The following is a 21,677-nucleotide window of genomic DNA, read 5'->3' as shown; positions in this document are numbered from 1 at the left end:
ACCGAAACGTCGATCCACCATGGGTCAGCACGCGACCATCGGAGCCGACGCCGACGACGCCGTCGACGACACGGGCCGCGGTGACGCCGCCGGCGACGCGGTCCGAGCCGACGGCGACGCGACCCTCCGAACCGAGACCGTCGACCTCTCCGACGGCCGCGAGGTCGCCTACTCGGTCCGTGGCCCCGCGGACGGCTCGGCGGTCGTCCTCCATCACGGAACGCCCGGCTCGCGGCTGTTCGCGGCGCTGCTCGCGGACGCCGCCGTCGACGCGGGGATCCGGATCGTCACCCCCGACCGCCCGGGATACGGGCGCTCCTCGCCGCCGCCGGACGGTTGGGGGTGGAACGAGTGGCGCGAGGACCTGACGAGGGTCCTCCGCGCGGAGTCGATCGACCGCGCCGGGATCGTCGGCTTCTCCGGCGGCGGCCCGTTCGCGGTCGCGGCCGCGGAGAGCGATCGGGCCGCTCGGCTCGCGCTCGTGAGCGCGGTCGTTCCGCCGAGCGACGAGGGGCTCGCCGGTCTCGCCCGGATCCCGTACGCGATCCGGCTCCTCTTCCCGCTCTTCGGGAGGGTCGCGTCGATATTGGGGCCGGACGCGGTCGTCTCCCAGTACACCGACCGGTCGGTGTCGCCGGCGGTCGCGCGGGCGACGGCCGCGGACTTCCACGAGGCGCTCTCCGGCGGACTGCTCGGGAGCGGCGCGAGCGCGGTCGAGCGCGAGAGCCGGTCGTTCGCGAACGACCCGGTCGACCCCGACCGGATCGCCCTCCCGGTCCGCGTGTGGCACGGTACCCGAGACGACAACGCCCCGATCGCGCCGGTCGAGGCGTTCGCGGACGCCTGCGGCGGGACGCTTCGCTCCGTCGACGCCGACCACCTCGGGACGCTTCTCGACCGCGGTTCCGAGGTCCTTCGGTGGGTCGCGCCCGAGTAGGCGGTCCCGATCCCCCGCGCTACTGCCGGGAGCCGACGTCGGTCCGGGAGGTCACCTCGTAGCCCGCCTCGCGGACCGCCTCGACGACGCGCTCCATGTGGGCCGGACCGTTCGTCTCCACCTCGAAGACGAGGTCGGCGTCGCCGACGGGGAGGTCCGGCCGGCTCCGCTCGTGGCGGACGGTGCGGATGTTCGCGCGCTCGCCGCCGATCAGCGTCGCGATCTCGCCCATCTTCCCCGGCGTGTCGTCGATGCGGACGGTGAGCTCGACCAGCTGGTGGCGGTCGACCAGCGCGTGGGTCAACACCTCCTGGAGCGACGTGATGTCGATGTTGCCGCCACACAGAAGCGGGACGACCGTCTCGCCGGCCAGCTCCAGTTCCTCGACGATCCGGTCGTCGAGGAGCGCGGCCGCGGCGGTCGCGCCCGCACCCTCGACCATCTGTTTCGCGCGCTCCAGAAGGAGGAGGATCGCGGCGGCCACGTCGTCGTCGCTGACGACCACCACGCCGTCGAGGTGTTCCTCGAGGAGGTCGAAGGTGAGGTCGCTCATCCCGCCGGTGGCGATCCCGTCGGCGATCGTGTCGGGCTCCTCGCGCGTGACGAGTTCGCCGGCGGCGAGGCTCTCCGAGAGCGTCGAGGCCCCCTCGGTCTGGACCCCGACGACGCGCACGTCGGGGTCGCGCGCCTTGATCGCGGTCGCGACCCCGCCCGCCAGCCCGCCGCCGCCGACGGGGACGAGCACGGTGTCGACGTCGGGGGCCTGCTCGAGCACCTCGAGCCCGATGGTGCCCTGTCCGGCGACGACGTCCGGGTCGTCGAAGGCGTGGACGAACCGCGTTCGCGGGTCGTCGACGAGCGTCCGCGCGTGGGCCATCGCCTCGGCGAAGACGGCCCCCTCGAGGACCACGTCGGCCCCGTACGACCGGGTGGCCTCGATCTTCGCGCCCGGCGCGGACTCGGGCATCACGATCGTCGAGTCGAGCCCCGCCGCGGTCGCCGCCAGCGCGACCCCCTGTGCATGGTTGCCCGCGCTCGCGGCGACGACCCGCTCGGCCGACGGGTCCGACTCCACGAGCCGGGAGATCGCGTTGTACGCGCCGCGCGGCTTGAACGAGCCGGTGCGCTGGAGGTGTTCCATCTTCAGTCTGACCTCCGCGCCGCACCGCTCGGAGAGCGACCGGCTCCGCTGGACGGGGGTGCGCTGGACGATGTCGGCGTCGGCGAACCGCGCCGCCGCGGCCTCGACGTCGTCGATCGTGACTCGGGACATGGGCGGCCGGTTCACGCCCGGACGCGAAAAGGACTCGGTCGCGGAACCCGGTTTTTCCGTAGTGGCGCGTGCCGTGAGCGGCCCGGTGGGCCGCGAACGCACCGCGCGAGGGAGGCGACCGACCGGAGCGAAGCGGAGGGCGGTCGCCGAGGCTGGGGAGGCGTGAGGTGCGGGGCTGTGCGGCTGGGGCTTTGGCGGTGTTCTCCGCGCTTACCACGACCTACGGCCGAACGACCGGGGCGTTGACGACGTCATCCGCGACGTATCGATCACGCACTCACTCGTCGTCGTCGCCCGGGACCGCGGCCAACACGTCCTCGACGACCCGGAGCGCGGTCGCGCCGTCGCGCCGGTCCACGACCGCGACGAGCGAGCCGTCGGCGTCCCCCGCGACCTCGCCGTTCTCCGCGACCGCGACGCCCGCGGCCGCGACCGCCACGCCCGCCGCGTCGAGCCGGCCGAGCGCGGCGGCCAACGCGGCGGCGTCGACCTCGCCGGTCGCGAGCAGCGCGGTGTGTGAGCCCTCGGGGACGACCGCCGCGCCGCCGACCCGGAGGAGGGGATCGCCGGTCCTCGAGTCACCGGCTCCTCCGGACTCGTCGTCGCTCACGACGCCGACGCCGCTCCGCATCGTGACGCTCGCCTCGCGCCGGGCGGTCGCGTACGCCGGGAGGTCCTCGCGGAACCGGCGGAGCGCGGTCGCGACCGCGTCCGCGTCGCCGTCGAGGTCGGTCGACTCGAGAAGCCACGCGGCGGCCGCGCTGTGGTTCAGGACCCCCGCGCGGAGCGCGTCGAGCAGGAAGGGGTGATCCCGCACCGCCTCGCGGGTGTCGGCTGCCAGCGACATGCCCCTCCCTGCACGTGCGGTCGGCATGGCGGTTTCGGTCGGTGCGTGCCGTTTCGGTCGGTGCGTGCCGTTTCGGTCGGTGCGTGCCGTTTCGGTCGGTGCGTGCCGTTTCGGTCGGTGCGTGCCGGCTCGGCCGGTGCCCGTCGCTCGTCGAGCGTTCCCGCGCGCTCGCAGCCTCCGAAGTCCCTAAGAGCGGCGCGCCCCCAGATCGGGTATGCAGTCGCTCGTCATCGTCGCGCACGGCTCCCACCTCAACCCGGAATCGAGCGCGCCGACGTACGACCACGCCGACACGATCCGCGCGTCCGGCGCGTTCGACGAGGTGAAGACCGGCTTCTGGAAGGAGGAACCGCACTTCCGGGAGGTGCTCCGCACCGTCGAGGGCGACGAGGTGTACGTCGTCCCGCTGTTCGTCTCCGAGGGCTACTTCACCGAGCAGGTGATCCCCCGCGAGCTCCGCCTGGAGGGGTGGGACGTCTCCGAGTGGGACTCAGACGGGCTCTCCGCCGACCAGGCCACCCTCGTCGCCGAGGACGTCGGCCGCGAGGTCCACTACTGCGGCCCCGTGGGAACCCACCGCGCGATGACCGACGTGATCGAGCGCCGCGCGGAGTCGGTCACCGGCGACCCCGACGTGGGCGAAGGGTTCGGCCTGGCGGTCGTCGGGCACGGCACCGAGCGCAACGAGAACTCGGCGAAGGCGATCGAGTACCACGCCGACCGGATCGCAGAGCGCGGCCGCTTCGACGAGGTGAAGGCGCTGTACATGGACGAGGATCCCGAGGTCGACGACCTCCCCGAGCACTTCGAGAGCGACGACGTCGTCCTCGTCCCGCTGTTCATCGCCGACGGCTACCACACCCAGGAGGACATCCCGGAGGACGTGGGGCTCTGTGAGGACCACACCGAGGGATACGACGTGCCGACCGCGGTCGACGGCACCCGGATCTGGTACGCGGGCGCGGTGGGCACCGAACCCCTCATGGCCGACGTGATCTTAGAGCGCGCGGCCGACGCCGGCGCGGACCTCGGCGACGCGCTCGCGGCCGTGCGTGAGACCACTCGCGTCGCCGCGGGGGACTGACCGTGGCGGAACCGACCCCCGACGCCGCTCCCGCGACCGATGACGACGGAACGGCGACGACCGACGACGAGCTCACGGTCCCCGAGATCGACCTCCCGAGCGACGCGTTCGACGCGGTGCTCGACGCTCTCTCCGACCTCGCGCCCGACGAGCGGCTTCGATTCGAGGGGTTCGCGGTCGGGCGGGACGCCGCGGACGAGGACGCCGCCTACGTCCTCGACCCCGCCGGCGACGACGCCCGGACGGGCCTGAGCGAGCGCGACCTCCACGCGGCGCTCGTCGACCGCGCCGCCGCCGTCACCGACTGGTACGTCTTCGAGCGCGTCGTCGGCGAATTCGGCCCCCGGCGGGCGTTCCTGCGGTGGATCGAGGACGCCGACGGCGCGACGGTGGAGGCCCGATACGCCGCGCTCGCGGCAGGGATCGAGCGCGCGTGGGGCCAGCTCCGGATCACGGCCACGATCACCGACCGCGGCGAGCGCCGGTACGAGGTGCGTCACGAGGCGGACGCGGGCGTCTCCCGCGAGGAGCTGACCGCCCACGACGACCCGCTCGACGCCCGCGAGATCGTGAAGCTGGACGGGACGGGACGGTACCGGCCGCTCAAGACCGCCCCCACGCTGCGGACCGGGTGGGTCTTCCCCGACCTGGGGCCGAAGGTGGTCTACGAGACGGTCGAGACGATCTATCCGGCCACGGTCGCCAACTGGCACCGCGAGCGCGAGGGCGAACTCGACGTGAACCACTGGCGCGAGACGATGGAGCGGCAGTCGGGCATCTACGGCGTGATCCAAACCTGGGACCGCGGCGAGGGCCATGAACACGTGAACTGGGTCGCCGAGGCCTGCTGTGACGACTCGCAGTGTCTGAAACGCCGAGAGTGGGAGTACGACGACGACACCGACCTCGACGTCGACGGCGGCGACGGGGTCTTCCCCTGCCGGGAGCCGTGCTCGGTCGTCGTGAGCGCCGCCCGCAAGTGGACCCGTCTGGAGAGCGAGCAGCCGCGGACCTACGAGTTCGAGCTCACTCCGAGCGAGAAGGACCAGCTCGAGGCGATCGTCGACGCGGTCGCGGACGGCCGGATCGACGAGATCCGTGAGGCCGACACGAAGGAGGGCGCGAACCGCTACCGGACGCGGTTCCTCCGCGCGAAGCTGTTCGACGACGACGGGAACCTCGGCGGCGTGCCGACCGACCCGGACGACGCCGAGTAGGGGATTCCGGAGAGCGACGAGTGCTCTGGGATCGCAGCGGCGACCTCACCTGAAGTCCGCGATGCCGGATCATCCGTTTCGCCCGAATCCTTCTATTATACTTCTGGTTATCGCTGAGATCGCTAGAAATGAGATCTCAAATCAAAAATATATCCATCAAGATTCGGAGCTGAATTTCACACTAAAACCATTATGAATTGAAATGCGGCATATAGAAGTGCAATCAACACAATGGCTTTGATGATTAGGCCGGGCGCATTGTTTGGTATCTCTTCCCATTGCTGAGCTAGACCGGGTTGGCCCGAAGAGCCTCCACTTACTGTATGATTGCCTCCAAAGATGTCTTCTCCAAACATTTGTTCCATTTCTCTATCCTGCCGATCCATCATAGCTTCAAATTCGTTGTAGTCGTCAAACCGATTTTTGACGGTACTAACGTATGAAGCACTACAATCACAAGCTTCGGCGATCTGCTTGTTTGTTGCATTCGGATTCTGGTACCACGCCAGTAGTATATCTCGTTGTAATTCTGTTTTTTGACTGCCTGACATGGTCATGCCAACACATCCCAATATTTTAATTCTTTTTGATAGTCATGTTCTCATCAAACTCCCGAAACAGGAATTCGTATTTGTATTTAAAGTCGTAAACTTGGACACGCACATGCCGCCGGTTACTCTTGAGGAGCTCTCAATAGATCTCGACTCGTGACTCTGTTGAAATTCTATTTTTCGGACACAAACGCTTCTGAAACAGCGAATTCATGAAGAATGCCTATCGAACGGGTGTTTCGACGGAGATCGAGGTGGGCAGAACGGGATCGTTGCTGGAGCGGTGAACTCTTCCAAAGCCCCAGCCACGAGAACTCGCGCGGCTCGCTGTGCTCCTCGCTCAGTCGCTCGTTTCACTCGTTCCTTCGCTGCGGTGCTTACGTCGCCGTGCTTCGTCCTCGCGGCTGCCCCTTTGGTCCCCCCCGCTCCGCACAGCCCCGCACCTCACGCCTCCCCAGCCTCGCTGCTCACTTCGTTCGCAGCGTCCCTCGCGGGCTCCTCGCGCCCCTTGGGCGCTCGGAGGCGCGCCACTGCTCCGGAGATCGATCGTTGCTTAGGCTGTACAGATCGTAAGGAAAAGGAAATGTCTATCTCTCTAACGATTTCAACAGAGTCGGATTAATCTATAACCAACCAGTAATGATGGCCGCTCACATGAAGTCCGCGATGCCCGACTGCTTGTTCGTGTCGTCCTCGAAGATCGACTCCAGGGCGTCCTCGAGCACGTACAGCCGCTGTTTGGTGTAGGGCCGGCAGCCGAACCGCTCCGCGACCTCGATGGCGGTGTCGACGTACTTGCTCACGGAGCCCTCGTGGACGGTGAGGTTCACACGGCCTCCGCACTCGCGACAGTCGCCCGAGAGCGGCATCCGGCGGTACTTCTCGCCGCAGTCGAGACACCGCGTCTCCTGGCGCGAGAAGGCCCGGAGGTTCCCGATGATGTCCGGCAGGAAGTGGTACTCGATGACCCGCTCCGCCACGTCGGTCTCGTCGACCGCGCGGACCTTTCGGGCGAGTTCGAGTTGGGCGTCCATCTTCTCCATCATGTCGCCGAGCGTCTTGTACGCCGACAGATCCGGCCCCATCGCGATGTCCGTCGTGTCGTGGGTGTGGTCGAACCCGCGGTACTCGTCGTCGGTGCCGAGCGTGTCCTCGCCGAGCTTGATCCGGTCCTCGACCGCCTCCGGATCCGCCATCTCGCGGGTCGCCTCGTAGAACTCCAGCGGGTACCGCCGCACGATGTCCATGTTGTGCGCCTCGTCGTCGATCTCCGAGGGGTCGATCCGCGAGGACATCACGAGCGGCGCGTCCATCTTCCCGCCACGCTGGTTCGGCAGAAACGTTTTCGAGAAGTTGAGAAGACCGTCCATGAGGAGCATCACGCAATCCTCGTCACCATCGCAGTTCCGACGCTTCGCGGCGTGAAAGTACGGATGAGCGTATCCGACCGCGGCCGAGGTGAAACCAATCACCCTTCCGACAGTAGCGGCGCTCGTGTGGGGAGCCATCCCGAACACGAGCTCGCCGACGAGGTCGTCGCGCTCGTTGACCTCGTAGAAGCGAGGCAGGTCGTAGAACTGCTCGAGGAGGTCGTCGACGAAGTCGGCGGTCCGCAGCATGTGTTCGGCCGCGCCGTCCGAGAGCACCACGTCCTGGACCTTGAGCTCGACGAGCTGGTCGTCGTGACGGAGCGGGTCGCCGTCGATGTCGGTCTCGTAGCCCAGCTCCCGGAAGTGGTCGGCCGTGACGTCGAGCTCCTCGGGCCGGACCGACGTGACCGGGAGGTCGGTCATGTCGTACCGGACCGTCCCGTCCTTGAACGAGGTGACGCCGTTCTTCGCGCGGAGGATCCCCTTCTCGATGGGTTCGGGCGTCTTGTTCGTCGAGGTGAGCCCCTGGACCCCCTTCAGTATCTCGAAGGCGGACTCCCGCTCGCCGACGGACTCCAGCGCCGAGCGGTAGGCGTCGTTGAGGTCGACCTCCTGGCGGGTCGCGGCGGTCACCTCCCACTCACAGCGCGGGCACTCGACGCGGCCGGCCTCGTCGGGCTCACAGACGGTGCCGCAGTCGCCGCACTCGTAGTGGGGCTCGGTGTGGGTGCCGCAGTCGGGACACGCCGACCGGTAGGTGTGGGTGCCGCAGTCGGGACACGCCCGGTCGGCGACCTCGAGTTCGTGGCGGCCGCGTCGCCCGCGGTCGTCCATCGTCCGGGCCGCCTCCGCCACGTCGCGCTGGGGGCCGCCGGCCTCGTTGATCGGGAACAGCGTGTGGACCGCCGGGGAGAGGTCGCGGCTCTCCGACTTCTCCGGGCGGCCCATCCGGTTGCCGATCCGGACCGGCGCGCGCTCGCGGACCGCGAAGGGCGCGACCGCGTTGACCGCCTTCACCGCGTCGTCGCCGCCGTCCCACTCGCGGGCCTCCCGCGGGAGGTCCTCCGGGGTCCACTCCTTCCGCAGCCCGTCGTCGACCCCGAGCGAGCGCGCGAGCGGCCGCCACGTCGGGATCCGGAGCGCGTCGGGCGTGGCGGCGTGCTCGACGAGCAGGGTCTCGAGCGACCGCGCGACCCGCTCGGTGTGTTCGATCGCCAGCACCCCCTCGACGACCTCGCCGCCGGCGACCGCCTCCGCGAGCGCCTCGAAGTCGGCGACCGACACGTCGTGCCAGAGGTAGGTGTAGGCGGGGTGGAGCGGGCAGTCGTACGCCTCCGCCCACTCGAGCGCCGCTCCGGGCCCCGGGCGTTCGAGGTCGACGTTGGGGTCGTCCGCGAGCGCCTGGACGTCCGCGCCCGCGGCCTCGAACTCCTGAACCCACCACTCGTAGACGTACGACGCGGGCGCGAGGGGGTGGTTGTTCTCGACGAACTCCCCGTAGTTGACGAGGTACTCGCCGAGATCGAGGATCTCCTCCACGCCGTTGCGGACCGCGAGCGCCTCCTCGGGATCGTCGATCCGGCGGACCTCGCCGTTCGCGAGCTTCACCGTCGGCCCCTCGATGGAGTCGACGGGGACGACGCCCGCGGCCTTCCCCGGCCGTTCGGTCTTGATCTGCGTCCCGGTCGCGAGGAAGTCGTCCACGAGGTGCATCGTCGCCGGGTGGACGCCCGCGGTCGCGAACCCGTGGTTTCTCGCGCGGCCGTACCGGAGCCGGAACCCGCCCTCCTCAGAGGGGTGTGTGAACACGGGGCGTCCGGCGATCAGGTCACGCAGGAACTTCTGTGAGGGCTTCGGTCGGAGGGGTCCGGCGGCCTCGTCGTCGCTGTTCCCGGCCTGCGTGTCGTCGCCGTCGCCGCTCGCCTCGTCGCCATCGTCGTCCGTGCCGCCGTCCCCGCCGCCCGCGTCGTCGCCATCGGATCCCTCGGCTCCCTCCGCCCCGCCGTCCTTCCCGATCGTCCCGTCGATGAGGTCCTGGAGCCACGGCCAGTCGACCTCCTCCAGGTCGCGGGTGTACCGCTGGATCTTCGGGGCCTTCAGCGCGATCCCCTCCGCCGCGACGAGACACATCCCGCCGCGCGCGGAGTTGGTGTCGACCCGTTCGAGGTCGCGGAAGCCGGAGACCTCCTCGTCGCCGGTGGCCTCCCCGTCGAGCATGATGGGGATGTTCTCCGCGATGAACTTCGCCTCCTCGTCCTTCGGCGTGTACTGGAGCCCGGTCTCGCGGTCGTAGAGGGCGATCTCCTCGGCGTACCGCTCGATCTCCTCGGTTCGAGCGTGGTACTCGTCGATCCCCAGAAGCGCCCGCGCGTAGTCGGCCACCAGCACCGACAGCGCCTGTGCGGTCCCGCCCGCGGAGCGGATCGGTCCCGCGTAGTAGACGTTGATGAACTCGGTGCCGTCGTCGTTCTCCAACAGCTCGACGCGGTCGATCCCCTCGATCGGCGCGGCGACCACGCCCTCGGTGAGCAGGGCGACGGCGGTCCGGACCGCCCCCTCGATCTTGCCGGCGCGGGAGTCGTAGTCGCCGACGGTCCCCTCGACGAAGTCCGTGACGAGCTCGAGGGCGGCCTCCTCCCGGGACATCTCGCCTTCGAGTTCGCGGACGCGCTCCGCGACCCCGTCGATCCCGAGGATGTTCTCGACGCGGTCGGCCATGTCGCGCGCGACCGGGATCTCGATCTCCGGCTCGGGGTCCTTCCCCTGTGCCTTCGCCGTCTCCGCCACCTCGAACGCCTCGTCGAGCCGCTCCTCGAGCCGCGCGAAGTAGCGCTCGTCGTCGGCTCTCATCGCGGCCGCCGGGTCGGTGCGGTCGGTCCCGCTCTCAGAGCCATAGGTCCAGGTCGGTGACCGGGTCGTGTTCGCGCTCGAGCGGTTCGGCGAACGACCGGAGGTGACACTCGCCCGCCCAGACGGTCGCCGAGTCGAGGTGGCCGGCGAGCGCCTGCCCGCTCGGCCGCGACAGCACGGCGTGGGTGTGCGCGAACACGTCCCCCTCCAGAAGCGCGACGTTGCCGACGCAGGCGGCGACCTCGAGCGGCTCGTCGAAGGTCACCGACCGGTACTCCGTCTCCTCCTGGTCGTAGAACCAGACCTCCGCGTCCTGTACCGCGCCGAGCGCCGAGAACCACCCGGCGTCGACGTCCTCCTCGCGGGCGAGGTCCTCGATCTCCTCGCGCCAGTCGGCCCCCGTCTCGAACCGCGCGACGTACTCCGCCGTCGGTTCGACTTCGCGGTACTGCATAGGAACCGGTGACGGGCCGCGGGACAAAAAGCCTTCAGTCGGGCGGGACGAGCGCGACGATCCCGTTTTGATATCGCGACATACGATTTATCAAGACGATCGATACGGATTCGAGGTCGAACGAGCGATCTCGAAGAACGCGGCCGCTAGGCCGTACGGCAGAAAGACGGCAGAAGACCGTTCAAAACGGGTTTAGAAGGGGGCCTGCGGCCCCTCGTCGTCGTCGCCGTCGGTCGTCTCGCCGGGGAAGGAGGGGGACATGCCGCCCCCGCCGGTGCCGCCGAGGTCGCCGTCGGCGCCCGCGCCCATGCCGGTGTCGGCGTGGACGGTCTCGATCTCGGGGATCTCCTTGACCATCCGGGACTTGATCGCCTGGATCGTCATCGGGGAGATGCCGCAGCCGGAACACGCCCCGCCGAGCTGGATCTGGACCTCGCCGCTCTCGCGGTCGAGGTGGCTGATCGCGGCGCTCCCGCCGTGCATCTGGATCTGCGGGAAGTTCCGCCGCAGGAAGTTCGTGATCCGCTCGCGGAGGTCGTTGTCCGCGTCGCTCGTATCCGTGCTCATGTCCCCGAGTTGGCGGTCGGTCGGCTTATGCCTTTGGTTCGTGGGTATCTCCCGGCTATTCGGGGGCGTCGACGCCGAGCGTCCGGTAGAGCTCCGTCTCGATCCGGTCGACGTACTCCTCGAGCGTCGCCTCGAACTTCTCGTCGTCGACGAGGACGCCTTGGAGCCGCTCGCGGGGGTTCTCGGGCAGTTCGACGCGGAACTCGCCGTCCTCGTACATCGGCTCGGACTCGTTGAGCACCATCTGATCGATCCCGTGGATCAGCTCGGAGTCGTAGCGCTCGTTCATCTGGTTGAACGCGTTCTTGTACGCCCGCTGGAGCTCGGGGAAGTAGTGGACGTACTTGTCCTCGAACTTCTCGGGGTCGAACTCGTCGGCCATGCCGAGAGCGAGGGGCTGCCGGGGAAAAAGCCGGTCGATCCGCCGGAACCGGCGACGCGATCGACCGACCTGCCGGCGTACGTCGATCCGGAAGGTTCCGGATCCTGTCCGTTCGTATATTGTATATCGCGATATGAAAACGAGAAATGAGCCGTCCGTGAGGCTGCGCTCGCGACGCTCGCGGCGTCGGGTGGAAACGGAGGATCCGAGTGGAAACGTGGTCTACCGGTTCAGCGTGTGGATCGCCTGTCCGCGGGCGTTCTCGGCGGCCTCCATCACGGCCTCCGAGAGCGTCGGATGGGTGTGAACGGTCGCGGCGACGTCCTCGAGGGTCGCGCCGAGCTCGATCGCGAGCCCGACCTCCGCGATCAGTTCCGAGGCCTCCGGACCGACGATCTGCGCGCCGAGGACGAACCCCTCGTCCGCGTCGGCGACGATCCGGACGAAGCCGTCGGTGTGGCCGGTCGTCAGCGCGCGGCCGGAGGCGTTGAAGGGCATCTCGCCGACCGCGACGTCGAAGCCGGCGTCCTCGGCGTCGGTCTCGGTCATCCCGACCGTTCCGATCTCGGGATCGGTGAAGACGGCGGCGGGGATCGCCTGCTGGTCGAGCGCGGCCGGCTCGCCGGCGATCGTCTCGGCGGCGACGATCCCCTCCTTCGAGGCGGCGTGCGCGAGCATCGGCTCGCCGGCGACGTCGCCGACGGCGTGGACGTGTTCGACCGCGCTCCGGGTCCGGTCGTCCGTCTCGATGAACCCGCGATCGTCGGTCTCGACGCCCGCGTTCGCGAGGTCGAGCCCGCCGGTGACGGGCTCTCGACCGACCGCGACGAGGACTCTGTCGGCGGGGTACGTCGACTCTTCCCCGTCCTCGGTCTCCGTGTGGACGAGGTAGCCGCCGTCGTTCGCCTCCGACCAGCCGGTCGCGCCCTCGCCGAAGCTGAACGCGATCCCGAGCTCCTCGGCGCGCTTCCGGACGACGCGTTTCACGTCGTCCTCGTAGGGGTCGAGGACGTCCTCGAGCATCTCGACGACCGTGACCTCGGCACCGAGCTTCGCGTAGACCGTCGCGAGCTCCATCCCGATGTAGCCGCCGCCCACGACGACGAGGCGCTCGGGGACGCTCTCGGCCGCGAGCGCGTCGGCGGAGCTCCAGACGTGTTCGTCGGCGAACGAGAAGCCGGGGATCTCGACCGGCCGGGAGCCGGTGGCGACGATCGCGTGCTCGAACTCGATCGACTCGGAGCCCTGGCCGTCGCCGCCGTGGGCGACCCGGACCGTGTGGTCGTCGACGAACCGCGCGGTCCCCTCGACCAGGTTCACGCCGTTGGCCTTACACAGCTTCTCGACGCCGCCCGTGAGCCGGTCGACGACCCCCTCCTTCCACTCGATCATGCGCGAGAGGTCGACGGCCGGGTCGGCGTGGATCCCCATCTCCTCGGCGGTGCCCGCCTCGTGGGCGAGCCCGCTCGCCGTGATGAGCGCCTTCGAGGGGATACAGCCGCGGTTGAGACACGCCCCGCCGTAGGCGTCCTTCTCGACGAGCGTCGCGTCGAGCCCCTTCTGTGCGGCGCGGATCGCGGCGACGTAGCCGCCGGGTCCCGCGCCGATGACAAGTACCTCCGTTCCCGTCGAGATGTCTCCGACCACCATCACTCGTTCAACAGCAGCAGCGGCTCTTCAAGGTGGTCCATCACGACGTTCGCGAACTCGGCGGCGACCGCGCCGTCGACGACCCGGTGGTCGATCGACAGCGACAGCGGCAGCGTCGAGGCCGGGACGACCTCCTCTCCCGCTCCGTCCTCGGACTCCCGCACGACGGGCCGCTTCTCGATCGCGCCGAGTCCCAGGACGGCGGTCTCGGGGTAGTTGATGATCGGCGTCGCGTACTCGCCGCCGATCGCGCCGAAGTTGGTGAGCGTGAACGTGCTCCCGCGGAGCTCCTCCGGCGCGAGCGACCGGTCGCGCGCCCGCGACGCGAGGTCGCTCACTTCGGCGGCCAGCTCGAAGAGCCCCTTCTCGTCGACGTCCTCGACCACCGGGACCATCAGTCCCGCGTCGGTCGCCACCGCGACGCCGAAGTGGTACTCCCCTTTCAGGAGGATCTCCTCGTCCTCCTCGCGGAGCTCGCTGTTGAGGATCGGGTACTCCCGCAGTCCGGCGAGGACCGCCTTCATCACGAACGGCAGGTAGGTGAGCGTCACTCCCGCCTCCGCCGCCCGCGGTTTCAGCCGCTCGCGGGCCGCGACGAGGTCGTCGATCTCGGCGGTGTCGTGGTGCGTGACGTGCGGTGCCGTGAACTTCGACTGTGCCATGCGCTTCCCGATCGTCCGGCGGACGCCCCGGTACGGGATCGTCTCTCCCGGCCCGTCGGTCGTTCCGGCGTCGGCGTCGATCGACGCCGTGGTCGCGGTCGACGTCGGCGCGTCGGTCGCCGGATCGGCCGGCGTCGGCTCCGTTTCCACGCCCGGTTCGTCCTCGCCGGCGGGCGGCGCGGCCTCGGCGTCCGGCCGCGCGCTCGCCTCGGCGTACGCCCGGACGTGCTCCGCCGCGACGAACGCCTCGCCCTCGCGCGTCTCGCCGGTGGGCACGTCGTCGAGGTTGACGCCCAGGTCGCTCGCCAGCTTCCGGGTCGCCGGCGTCGCGAGCGTCCGATCGCGGCCGGCGGGTTCGGGACCCGAACCCGGTTCCGCCGCGGTCGTCATGTCCGTCCCCGCCGCGGAGCCGCGCTTGCTCACCGCCGACGTCCGGTCGCCGGACCCGATGTCGACCGGCTTCGGGCCGGTCGCGGCGTCCTCGCCGTCTCCGTCGTCCGCGGGGCCGCCGGAGTCGGCGTGCTCGCGAACGTCGCGCTCGGAGATCCGGCCGCCGGGACCGCTCCCGTCGACCGCGGAGAGGTCGACGCCGAGCTCGCGCGCCAGCCGACGGACCGACGGCGGGGCGAACGTGCGACCCGACGGGGAACCCGGTTCGTCGCTCTCGGCAGGGGCGGGAATAGGCTCCGAGTCGGTCGATTCCGCGTCGGCCGACTCCGCATCGGTCGATTCCGCGTCGGTCGACTCCGCGTCGTCCTCGCCGACGCGGAACGAGATGATGACGTCGCCGACGGGGACGATATCGCCCTCCGCGACGAACAACTCCTCGACGACGCCGTCGTAGCTGGAGGGGACCTCGACGAGCGCCTTGTCCGTCTCGACCTCGGCGACGGGCTGGTCCTCCTCGACGCGGTCGCCGGGCGCGACGAGCCACGAGACCAGCTCGCCCTCCGCGACCCCCTCGCCGACGTCCGGGAGGCGGAACTCCTCGATCGTCATGGCTCGAACTCCGCGGCCTCCCTGATACCCTCCTCGATACGCGTCGCGCTCGGGAGGTAGTAGTCCTCGAGCGCGTACAGCGGGTACGGCACGTCGAACCCGGTGATCCGCTCGATCGGGGCCTCCTGGTACAGCAGCGCCTCCTTCTGGAGGATCGCCGTGATCTCCGCGGCGAGCCCGGCCGTCTTCGGGGCCTCGTGGACGACCGCCGCGCGGCCGGTCCGCTCGAAGGCGTCGACGATCGCCTCCCGGTCGAGCGGGGATATCGTCCGGAGGTCGAGCACCTCACAGTCGATCCCCTCCTCGGCGAGCGTCTCGGCCGCCTCGAGGGTGGGCCGGGTCATCGCGCCGTAGGTGAAGACGGCGACGTCGTCGCCCTCGCGTCTGGTCGCCGCCTCGCCGATCGGGACGGTGTACGCTTCCTCGGGGACCTCCTCGCGGAACGCGCGGTAGATCAGCTTCGGCTCGAGGAAGATCACGGGGTCGGGATCGCGGATCGACGCCGCGAGCAGCCCCTTCGTGTCGTAGGGGGTAGAGGGGACCACGACCTTCAACCCCGCCTCGTGGGCGTAGAAGGCCTCCTTCGACTCCGAGTGGTGTTCCGGCGCGCGGATCCCGCCGCCGTAGGGGGCTCGGAGGGTCATCGGCAGCGTGAACCGCCCCCGCGAGCGGGCCCGGAACCGGGCCATGTGCGAGACGATCTGGTCGTAGCCGGGGTACATGAACCCCGAGAACTGGATCTCGGGGACCGGCCGCATCCCCATGGCGGCCATCCCGACCGCGCAGCCGACGATGGCGGACTCCGCCAGCGGCGTGTCGACGACGCGGTCGCCGCCGAACTCGTCGTACAGTCCCTCGGTCGCGCGGAAGACGCCGCCGTTCTTCCCGACGTCCTGACCCATCACGACCACGTCGTCGTCCGCGCGGAGCTCGCCGTGGAGCCCGTCCCGGACCGCCTGTACCAGCGTGAGGTTCTGCGTGTCGCTCATTTATTCACCCAGGAAGGCCGCGTCGCCGCGCTCCTCGCGGAGCGCCGTGAGCTCCGCGTACTGTGCCTCCAGTTCGGGCGGGAGTTCGGCGTAGGCGTGCTCGAACAGCGCCCGCGGCTCCGGCCGAGGGGCCGACTCCGCCGCCTCGATGGCGTCGGCGACGCGCTCCTCGACCTCGGCTTCGATCGCGTCGACCCGGTCGTCGTCGAGGATCCCCTCGTCGCGGAGGTACCGCTCCAGCCGCGGGATCGGGTCCTTGCGCCGCCACCGCTCGACCTCGTCGTCGTCGCGGTAGACGGTGGGGTCGTCGGCGGTGGTGTGCGCGCCGAAGCGGTACTGGACCGCCTCGATCAGCGTCGGACGGAGCCGGCCGTCCGGCGGGTCGCGCGCCTTCTCGACGGCCGCCTCCGTGACCGCGTACACCGCGAGCGGGTCCATCCCGTCGACCTGGACGCCGTCGAAGCCGTACGCCTCCGCCTTCTGCGCCAGCGTCGCGCTCCGCGTCTGCCGCTCTCGCGGGACGGAGATCGCCCACTGGTTGTTGTTACAGAAGAGGACGGTCGGGGTGTCGAAGACGCCCGCGAAGTTACAGGCCTCGTGGAAGTCCCCCTCGCTCGTCGCGCCGTCGCCGAAGTAACAGACGAAGACGTCGTCGTCGCCCCGCAGCTTCGACGCCCACGCGCCCCCCACCGCGTGGGGGACGTGCGAGGCGATCGGCACGGCGATCGGGAAGACGTTGACGTCGTCCGGCGCGCGCGCGCCGTCGCCGTGGCCCATCCAGTAGAGCAGCGTCCGCTCCGGCGGGAGCCCGTGGACGAACGCCGCGCCGTGTTCGCGGTAGGAGGGGACGATCCAGTCGTCCTCGGCGAGCGCGGTCGCCGACCCGACCTGCGCGCCCTCCTGGCCCGACAGCGGCGGGTACGTCCCCATCCGCCCCTGGCGTTGGAGGCTCACCGCCCGGCCGTCGAAGTGCCGGGCCAGCCGCATGTCGCGGTAGATCCCGACGAGTTCCTCCGTCTCGAGGTCGGGCACGTCGCCGACGACCGTGCCGTCCTCGTCGAGGACGCGAACCGGGTCGTCGTACGCCCTGTCGAACACGTTCACGGTCGGAGCCACCCCTTCATGTCAGTACAGTCCGACGCCCGGGTAATATCCTTTTCGTCAGTCGGTTTACGATGGCCAGAAATCCCGCCGATGAGATGACGGTTCGTTCACTCGATCGAATTCTGACTGATGATGTATAGACAAACGGGCTCAGAAGTGAACTCCTTTCGTCGGAGCGCCGCGTTCGGTGAATATACTGAACGAACGTGATGGTTCGGGGTCGACGGGACGATCGGATGCGGAAGTCGTCGGTGCGGTGGCGCGCCCGGGAGCGGGCCGAAGGCCCGCGACCGCCCGCGAGGGACGCCGCGACCGGAGGGAGCGGCGAGGCTGGGGAGGCGTAAGGTGCGGGGCGGCGCGGTTGGGTGGGACTCAAAGGGGCGTCGCCCTCGCGGCTGGGGCGTTGGCGGTGGTCACCGCACCAGCAACGATCTCCACGCGATCGAGAACGCTCCGCGGCGAACGGGCGTTTCGGACGGGAACACGTCCGAAAAGCAGACTCTCGACGGACCCGAAGGGAACTCTACGGCTCGGCGAGGCGGATCGAAAGGCCGGGAGACTATCCGAGCCGGAAGGAGGGCTCGTCGGGCTCGCCGTCGAGGTCCTCCAGCTGGATCACGTCCTCGTCCTCGTCCTCGAGCTGCTCGCGGAGGTAGTTGACGTAGCGTTTGTGCTCCTCGAGCTGCTCGCGGAGGTGGTCGGCCTCGAGCTCCAGGCGTTCGTGCTCCCGAACGAAGCTCTTCGGAACCTCGATCTTCGGGGGGAACGACTCGCCGCTGTCGCCCATGCTCTCGAGCTCCGCCTCGGGAATGACGCGGACCTGTCCGTCGTGGGCAACGAGCGTATCCACGTAGTCCCGGAAGACGGCCGAAAGCGAGATGTCCCGCTCCTCGGCGATGTCCCGGAGGGTCTCGAAGGCGTCCTCGTTGACGCGGAACGAGATCGTCTTGTTCTTGTTGCCCATCACCGTCCGATCGTCACGCGGACTACTTAAACATTTGTCAGACGGTGGCAGGGCTCCGCTCGCGCCGGATCCGGAAAAGGACCCGTCGAGGGGGCGTCGGATCCCGGACGCGCCGGGCGATCAGATGCCGGCCGCGTCCGGCGTCTCCGCGTCCTCAGCCGCGTCGTCCCCCGCGGCCGACCCGTCCGTGACGGGGCCGTCATCCCCGCCGTCGGCGAGCTCGTCGGTGTCGTCGAGGTCCTCGAGCGCCGACAGCGCCGCGGCCTTGTACGTCTCGGGATCGAGGTCGTACTGCTCGCGGGCCATCCGCGCGTACTCGTTGCCCTCCTCGTCGAAGGCGGCCACGCGCTCGACCGTCCGACTGGCCGTCTCGGCGACCCAGCGGTCGCGGACGGTCGCGTCGACCTCCGTGATCGACTCGGGGCGGACCGAGACGCGGACCGTCCCGTCGTCGGTCTCGTACGTCCGCGGTTTGCCGACGACCGCGACGTACGCGGGCGGCTCCAGGTCTCGGAGCTTCGAGGCGGCCTCGGGCTGGTACTGGCCGGCGTAGACGAAGAACGTCCCCGTCGGATCGACGACCCGGCCCCGCCAGTACTCCGAGTCCTCCCCGACGTCCTCCTTCTCGGTGAGGGTGCCGACGAAGAAGACGCGGTTCGCGGACTCGCCCGTCGGCAACAGCAGGTAGACGGGGGCGCGCTCGTCGTCGGACTCCTTGAACGTGTAGCCGGCGTCGTTGAACTCGCTCGCGAACACGCGCCGGGCGACCTCTCGGGTGGGGGTTGACTGGCTCATTTCAGATCGACCTCGCTTCGATGAGCGCGCTCTCGACGTCCACGCTCCCGGACTCCTCCATCTCGTCGACCAGGACGTACCGGCCGAACGTCGGCCCGGTGACCCGGTAGTAGCGGCCGAGCACGTCCTCGGCCATCTTCTCGGCGACGACGGTCGTGTCGAGCGCGTCCATCGCCATGTCCTTGGCCTCCTCGAGGCCCATCCCGGTGAGCTCCTCCGTGGCCTCGCGGTCGAAGATCACCTCGGTGACGGTCTCGCCGTCGTCGAGGACGCCCTTGATCCGCAGGTCGAACTCGCCGTCGACCTGGCCGTGTTCGGAGCACCGGCCGTTCTGGAGGACGCGGGTACAGTCCTCCTCGGGACAGCGCTTTATCAGCCCGGAGCCGGACTGGATGTCGACCAGCGCGCCCTCGACGGTCTCGGCGTTGTCGCCGACCTCGATCTCCTCGTCGATCTCGGTGATCCCCGTCGTGCGGTTGAGCTTCACCGAGTAGCTCCCCTCGTACTCGTCGGTGACGACGTTCGAGAGCTCGTAGGAGGCTCCTTCCTCCAACTCGGGGAGGTCGGAGGTCTCGAAGGCGACGAACTTGATCGTGCCCGACTCGTCGCCGACGAGCCCGACCTGCGAGATGGAGTCGCTCCTCGGCTCCCAGAGGTCGACGAGTTTCACGCGCAGGTCGACCCACTGCTCGTCCTCGTCGATGTCGTTCACCCGGACCCGCTCGGTGCCGCCGCGGCCGAGCTCGTCGCGCTCCATCCCGGCGTCGTCGAGGTAGCTGTTGGTGACGCTCCGACGCGCCTCCTCGAGCGGCACGCGGTACTCGTTGACCAGGTTTTCGAGCCGCTCTTCGACTTCGTCGGGGCCCACGTCGAGGTGGTCCGAGAACTGTTCCGCTATCGCTTCCGCTTCCTGTCGCAGTTCGCTCATGGGTGTCTCGCCTCCGGTCGTGTTTCAATGGGAGGCGTACGACGGTTGGTTCCTCATGGTATTAAAACGACGGTGACCGCGGTGAAAGTGGCGCTCGACCGACCGACCGCGGCTCGAGTCGCCCGATCGCGACGGTTCGTTCGAGGGAGCGTCGGGCGAGCGTCCGACGCGCGTCAGCCGCACGCGGGCTGCGTTTCGAGTGGAACGTTCACACGAGTCGCGTTCGCGGACGCAGACACGGTTGCTCGTGAACGGGAACGATCGATGCGGACGGAAACGATCTGCGGACGGGAGCGTTCACGAGCGGCGCGCCTTCGGTCGGGTCGTCGGCAACGGACCTATACTCCGGGCGGTCGAACCCCGCGGTATGGACGACCGGCTCGAACGGGTGATCCGCCAGCAGCTCCGGAAGGCCGGCCGGCAGTTCGAGGAGGCCAGGCGGGCGTACGCGGAGGGAAGAGCGGACCCCGACGGCGAGAACGCCGGCACGGAGCGGTACGACCTGCCGACCGACGAGGACGGGCGCGCGCGGATCGTCTGCCGACGGCACGCCGAAAAGCGGGCGGTGACCGTCGACGCCGAGGGACGCCCGGCCTGTTTCGAGCCGGATCACGCCGACTGCGAGGGGTGTGCGGAGGACGTGCGTGACGGCTACGTCGAGACGTGGTGATCGCGCCGCGGTCGGCCCGGGGAGATTTTATATATCGAACGCGTGCGAACCGGCCATGGACCGGACGCGGGTCGTCGTCGCCCTGCTGCTCGTGGTCGGAGCAGGGCTGGTCCTCTCGGGGCTGCTCGGCGGGACCGTCGAACGGCCGGAGCCCGGCGAGGTCCCCGAAGAGTCGCTCATCGAGGTCGAGGGCGACTACGAGCTGTGGCCGTACACGAGCCGGAGCCGATCCGTCTACGGACAGACCCTCGCGATAAACGTCGTGTTCCGGAACGACGCCGAGACGATCGAGGGGACGCTGACCGCGGACCCGAACGCCGACTGGCGGGAGACGGAGGAGGCGGAGGAGACCGACGAGTTCGGCGACAGGGCGGAAGGCGACAACGGGACGGCGCTGACGGATCCCGTCGATCCGGATGGACCGGATCCGGTTCGTGACCTCGTGGAGGGGAACTGGGAGAGCGCCAGCGGGTCGGAGCGCTACTCGTATTTCAGGGGACCCGACGGCGGCGTCTGGAAGGCGGTCACGTTCGAGATCCACGACGGGACCTACCTCGGCACGCGCGATCACATCCGGGCCTACGAGTCGCCCGCCGGGGAGTACACGGCGGTACAGATCCACGAGGAGTACTACGACTGGTTCCGCCTCCGTCACACCGTCTCCGACATCGACGATCCGGCGACCCGGCTCGAGGACGAGTTCATCGACAACCCGACCGCCGCCGAGGTGACACGGGAGTACCGCGGGATCGAGGGCGGCTGGAGCGACGGCTGGCTCTCCGTGATCGAGGTCATGGTGTTCCTCCCGACGGCGGGGGCGCTCCTGCGACGACGGACCCGCGAGGCGACGTTGGAGGCGGCGTACCGCCTCCGCCGGGAGGGGAACCGACACGGTGCCGCGCTGGCCCTCGCGGTGACGCTCGCGGCGGTCTTCGCCTCGGTCAGATACGTCGGGGTCGCCGTGGAGACGGCGTACCCCGCCCTCCCGCCGAAGGCGATCGCCGCGCCGCTGTACCTCGTGATCGCGGTCGGGCTCCCGACGATCGTCGTCATCGGGAGCGAACGGGCCGACCCGACCGCGGCGTTCCTCGGGGTCGTGTTGGGGCTCGGCGCCGGGTTCGTCCTCGACTTCGCCGCGGTCGGGGTGGCGGTGCCGCCGGGACTCATCGTCCACCGCGTGGCGGTCCTCGCCGCGCTCGGGCTGATCGCGGTGGGTCGGGCCGCCGAGGACCGGCCGGTCCTCGTCGCCGGGGCGGTCGCCTGGGCGATCGGGCTCGCCCTCCCGCTCGCGGACGTGATCTGAGATGCCGGACGACGCTCGTCGACGGGCGAACCCGGGAGACGGGAGCGGGGACGACACCATAGAACTGATATAGTTTCGGGA

19 protein-coding genes are annotated in these 21,677 nt (G+C 69.5%); 5 read left to right on the top strand and 14 right to left on the bottom strand.

Annotated features, from left to right (window positions below; all coding sequences use genetic code 11):
* Positions 1-19: 19 nt before the first annotated feature.
* Complete coding sequence (locus tag AXA68_RS02665) at positions 20-937, top strand: alpha/beta fold hydrolase (RefSeq protein ID WP_080505142.1); 918 nt, start codon at positions 20-22, stop codon at positions 935-937.
* A 19-nt stretch (positions 938-956) separates the two neighbouring features.
* Here AXA68_RS02665 and ilvA read toward each other — a convergent pair whose 3' ends face one another.
* Both ilvA and AXA68_RS02655 read right to left on the bottom strand, forming a co-directional pair.
* Positions 957-2,210, bottom strand: coding sequence for a threonine ammonia-lyase (gene ilvA, locus AXA68_RS02660; protein ID WP_066412430.1), 1,254 nt, complete (start codon positions 2,208-2,210; stop codon positions 957-959).
* 277 nt (positions 2,211-2,487) lie between these two features.
* A complete protein-coding gene (locus AXA68_RS02655; protein WP_066412428.1) occupies positions 2,488-3,057 on the bottom strand; it encodes a DUF7523 family protein in 570 nt (189 codons plus the stop codon).
* A gap of 214 nt (positions 3,058-3,271) precedes the next feature.
* On the opposite strand from AXA68_RS02655, the gene AXA68_RS02650 reads away from it, so the two are divergent.
* Both AXA68_RS02650 and AXA68_RS02645 read left to right on the top strand, forming a co-directional pair.
* Complete coding sequence (locus AXA68_RS02650) at positions 3,272-4,141, top strand: CbiX/SirB N-terminal domain-containing protein (RefSeq protein WP_066412425.1); 870 nt, start codon at positions 3,272-3,274, stop codon at positions 4,139-4,141.
* Positions 4,142-4,143: 2 nt separating this feature from the next.
* Positions 4,144-5,358 (top strand): DR2241 family protein, encoded by a 1,215-nt coding sequence (locus tag AXA68_RS02645; protein WP_066412422.1) that lies wholly within the window; start codon positions 4,144-4,146, stop codon positions 5,356-5,358.
* Between the two features lie 176 nt (positions 5,359-5,534).
* On the opposite strand, the gene AXA68_RS15840 is transcribed toward AXA68_RS02645, so the two are convergent.
* From AXA68_RS15840 to AXA68_RS02590, 12 genes are all read right to left on the bottom strand, one after another.
* Positions 5,535-5,909 carry a winged helix-turn-helix domain-containing protein gene (locus AXA68_RS15840; protein ID WP_080505141.1) on the bottom strand — a complete coding sequence of 125 codons (375 nt, stop codon included), beginning with the start codon at positions 5,907-5,909 and terminating at the stop codon, positions 5,535-5,537.
* A gap of 650 nt (positions 5,910-6,559) precedes the next feature.
* Complete coding sequence (locus AXA68_RS02640) at positions 6,560-10,129, bottom strand: DNA polymerase II large subunit (RefSeq protein ID WP_066412419.1); 3,570 nt, start codon at positions 10,127-10,129, stop codon at positions 6,560-6,562.
* Between the two features lie 34 nt (positions 10,130-10,163).
* Positions 10,164-10,583: a PPC domain-containing DNA-binding protein gene (locus AXA68_RS02635; protein WP_066412417.1), complete on the bottom strand. Its 420-nt coding sequence runs from the start codon at positions 10,581-10,583 to the stop codon at positions 10,164-10,166.
* Positions 10,584-10,775: 192 nt separating this feature from the next.
* The gene (locus tag AXA68_RS02630; RefSeq protein ID WP_066412415.1) at positions 10,776-11,150 is read right to left on the bottom strand and encodes a NifU family protein; all 375 of its coding nucleotides are present in this window, start codon (positions 11,148-11,150) and stop codon (positions 10,776-10,778) included.
* A gap of 55 nt (positions 11,151-11,205) precedes the next feature.
* Positions 11,206-11,532: a DUF5783 family protein gene (locus tag AXA68_RS02625; RefSeq protein ID WP_066412412.1), complete on the bottom strand. Its 327-nt coding sequence runs from the start codon at positions 11,530-11,532 to the stop codon at positions 11,206-11,208.
* Between the two features lie 222 nt (positions 11,533-11,754).
* Complete coding sequence (lpdA, locus tag AXA68_RS02620; RefSeq protein WP_066412410.1) at positions 11,755-13,182, bottom strand: dihydrolipoyl dehydrogenase; 1,428 nt, start codon at positions 13,180-13,182, stop codon at positions 11,755-11,757.
* Positions 13,182-14,843 carry a 2-oxo acid dehydrogenase subunit E2 gene (locus AXA68_RS02615; RefSeq protein ID WP_066412407.1) on the bottom strand — a complete coding sequence of 554 codons (1,662 nt, stop codon included), beginning with the start codon at positions 14,841-14,843 and terminating at the stop codon, positions 13,182-13,184. The genes lpdA and AXA68_RS02615 overlap by 1 nt, the downstream gene beginning before the upstream one ends.
* The gene (locus AXA68_RS02610) at positions 14,840-15,832 is read right to left on the bottom strand and encodes an alpha-ketoacid dehydrogenase subunit beta (RefSeq protein WP_066412398.1); all 993 of its coding nucleotides are present in this window, start codon (positions 15,830-15,832) and stop codon (positions 14,840-14,842) included. Before AXA68_RS02610 ends, AXA68_RS02615 begins: the two co-directional genes overlap by 4 nt.
* A complete protein-coding gene (pdhA, locus tag AXA68_RS02605; protein ID WP_066418323.1) occupies positions 15,833-16,936 on the bottom strand; it encodes a pyruvate dehydrogenase (acetyl-transferring) E1 component subunit alpha in 1,104 nt (367 codons plus the stop codon).
* Between the two features lie 559 nt (positions 16,937-17,495).
* Positions 17,496-17,900 (bottom strand): CopG family transcriptional regulator, encoded by a 405-nt coding sequence (locus AXA68_RS02600; RefSeq protein WP_066412396.1) that lies wholly within the window; start codon positions 17,898-17,900, stop codon positions 17,496-17,498.
* Between the two features lie 120 nt (positions 17,901-18,020).
* Positions 18,021-18,695, bottom strand: coding sequence for an RPA family protein (locus AXA68_RS02595; protein WP_066412393.1), 675 nt, complete (start codon positions 18,693-18,695; stop codon positions 18,021-18,023).
* A 1-nt stretch (position 18,696) separates the two neighbouring features.
* On the bottom strand, positions 18,697-19,623 hold the full coding sequence (locus AXA68_RS02590; RefSeq protein WP_066412391.1) for a replication factor A: 927 nt from the start codon (positions 19,621-19,623) through the stop codon (positions 18,697-18,699).
* A gap of 367 nt (positions 19,624-19,990) precedes the next feature.
* Between AXA68_RS02590 and AXA68_RS02585 the strand changes: the two genes are divergently transcribed.
* Entirely contained in the window at positions 19,991-20,293 is a 303-nt protein-coding gene (locus tag AXA68_RS02585; RefSeq protein ID WP_066412389.1) for a DUF7091 family protein, read from the top strand.
* Positions 20,294-20,348: 55 nt separating this feature from the next.
* Positions 20,349-21,596 (top strand): hypothetical protein, encoded by a 1,248-nt coding sequence (locus tag AXA68_RS02580; protein WP_066412387.1) that lies wholly within the window; start codon positions 20,349-20,351, stop codon positions 21,594-21,596.
* Positions 21,597-21,677 lie beyond the last annotated feature (81 nt).

The sequence above is a fragment of the Halorubrum aethiopicum genome (genome assembly GCF_001542905.1).
GTDB lineage: Archaea > Halobacteriota > Halobacteria > Halobacteriales > Haloferacaceae > Halorubrum > Halorubrum aethiopicum.
Note: the sequence above shows the minus strand (reverse complement) of the source record. Positions and strands in the feature narration are given on the sequence as shown.

What these genes read in the sequence shown, in the direction of transcription:
- AXA68_RS02650 (WP_066412425.1), top strand. Translation starts at nt 3,272, where the DNA reads ATGCAGTCGCTCGTCATCGTCGCGCACGGCTCCCACCTCAACCCGGAA.
- AXA68_RS02635 (WP_066412417.1), bottom strand. Translation starts at nt 10,583, where the DNA reads ATGCAGTACCGCGAAGTCGAACCGACGGCGGAGTACGTCGCGCGGTTC.
- AXA68_RS02590 (WP_066412391.1), bottom strand. Translation starts at nt 19,623, where the DNA reads ATGAGCGAACTGCGACAGGAAGCGGAAGCGATAGCGGAACAGTTCTCG.
- AXA68_RS02580 (WP_066412387.1), top strand. Translation starts at nt 20,349, where the DNA reads ATGGACCGGACGCGGGTCGTCGTCGCCCTGCTGCTCGTGGTCGGAGCA.
- AXA68_RS02610 (WP_066412398.1), bottom strand. Translation starts at nt 15,832, where the DNA reads ATGAGCGACACGCAGAACCTCACGCTGGTACAGGCGGTCCGGGACGGG.
- AXA68_RS02615 (WP_066412407.1), bottom strand. Translation starts at nt 14,843, where the DNA reads ATGACGATCGAGGAGTTCCGCCTCCCGGACGTCGGCGAGGGGGTCGCG.
- lpdA (WP_066412410.1), bottom strand. Translation starts at nt 13,182, where the DNA reads ATGGTGGTCGGAGACATCTCGACGGGAACGGAGGTACTTGTCATCGGC.
- AXA68_RS02585 (WP_066412389.1), top strand. Translation starts at nt 19,991, where the DNA reads ATGGACGACCGGCTCGAACGGGTGATCCGCCAGCAGCTCCGGAAGGCC.
- AXA68_RS15840 (WP_080505141.1), bottom strand. Translation starts at nt 5,909, where the DNA reads ATGTCAGGCAGTCAAAAAACAGAATTACAACGAGATATACTACTGGCG.
- ilvA (WP_066412430.1), bottom strand. Translation starts at nt 2,210, where the DNA reads ATGTCCCGAGTCACGATCGACGACGTCGAGGCCGCGGCGGCGCGGTTC.
- AXA68_RS02665 (WP_080505142.1), top strand. Translation starts at nt 20, where the DNA reads ATGGGTCAGCACGCGACCATCGGAGCCGACGCCGACGACGCCGTCGAC.
- AXA68_RS02630 (WP_066412415.1), bottom strand. Translation starts at nt 11,150, where the DNA reads ATGAGCACGGATACGAGCGACGCGGACAACGACCTCCGCGAGCGGATC.
- AXA68_RS02600 (WP_066412396.1), bottom strand. Translation starts at nt 17,900, where the DNA reads ATGGGCAACAAGAACAAGACGATCTCGTTCCGCGTCAACGAGGACGCC.
- AXA68_RS02655 (WP_066412428.1), bottom strand. Translation starts at nt 3,057, where the DNA reads ATGTCGCTGGCAGCCGACACCCGCGAGGCGGTGCGGGATCACCCCTTC.
- AXA68_RS02640 (WP_066412419.1), bottom strand. Translation starts at nt 10,129, where the DNA reads ATGAGAGCCGACGACGAGCGCTACTTCGCGCGGCTCGAGGAGCGGCTC.
- AXA68_RS02625 (WP_066412412.1), bottom strand. Translation starts at nt 11,532, where the DNA reads ATGGCCGACGAGTTCGACCCCGAGAAGTTCGAGGACAAGTACGTCCAC.
- AXA68_RS02595 (WP_066412393.1), bottom strand. Translation starts at nt 18,695, where the DNA reads ATGAGCCAGTCAACCCCCACCCGAGAGGTCGCCCGGCGCGTGTTCGCG.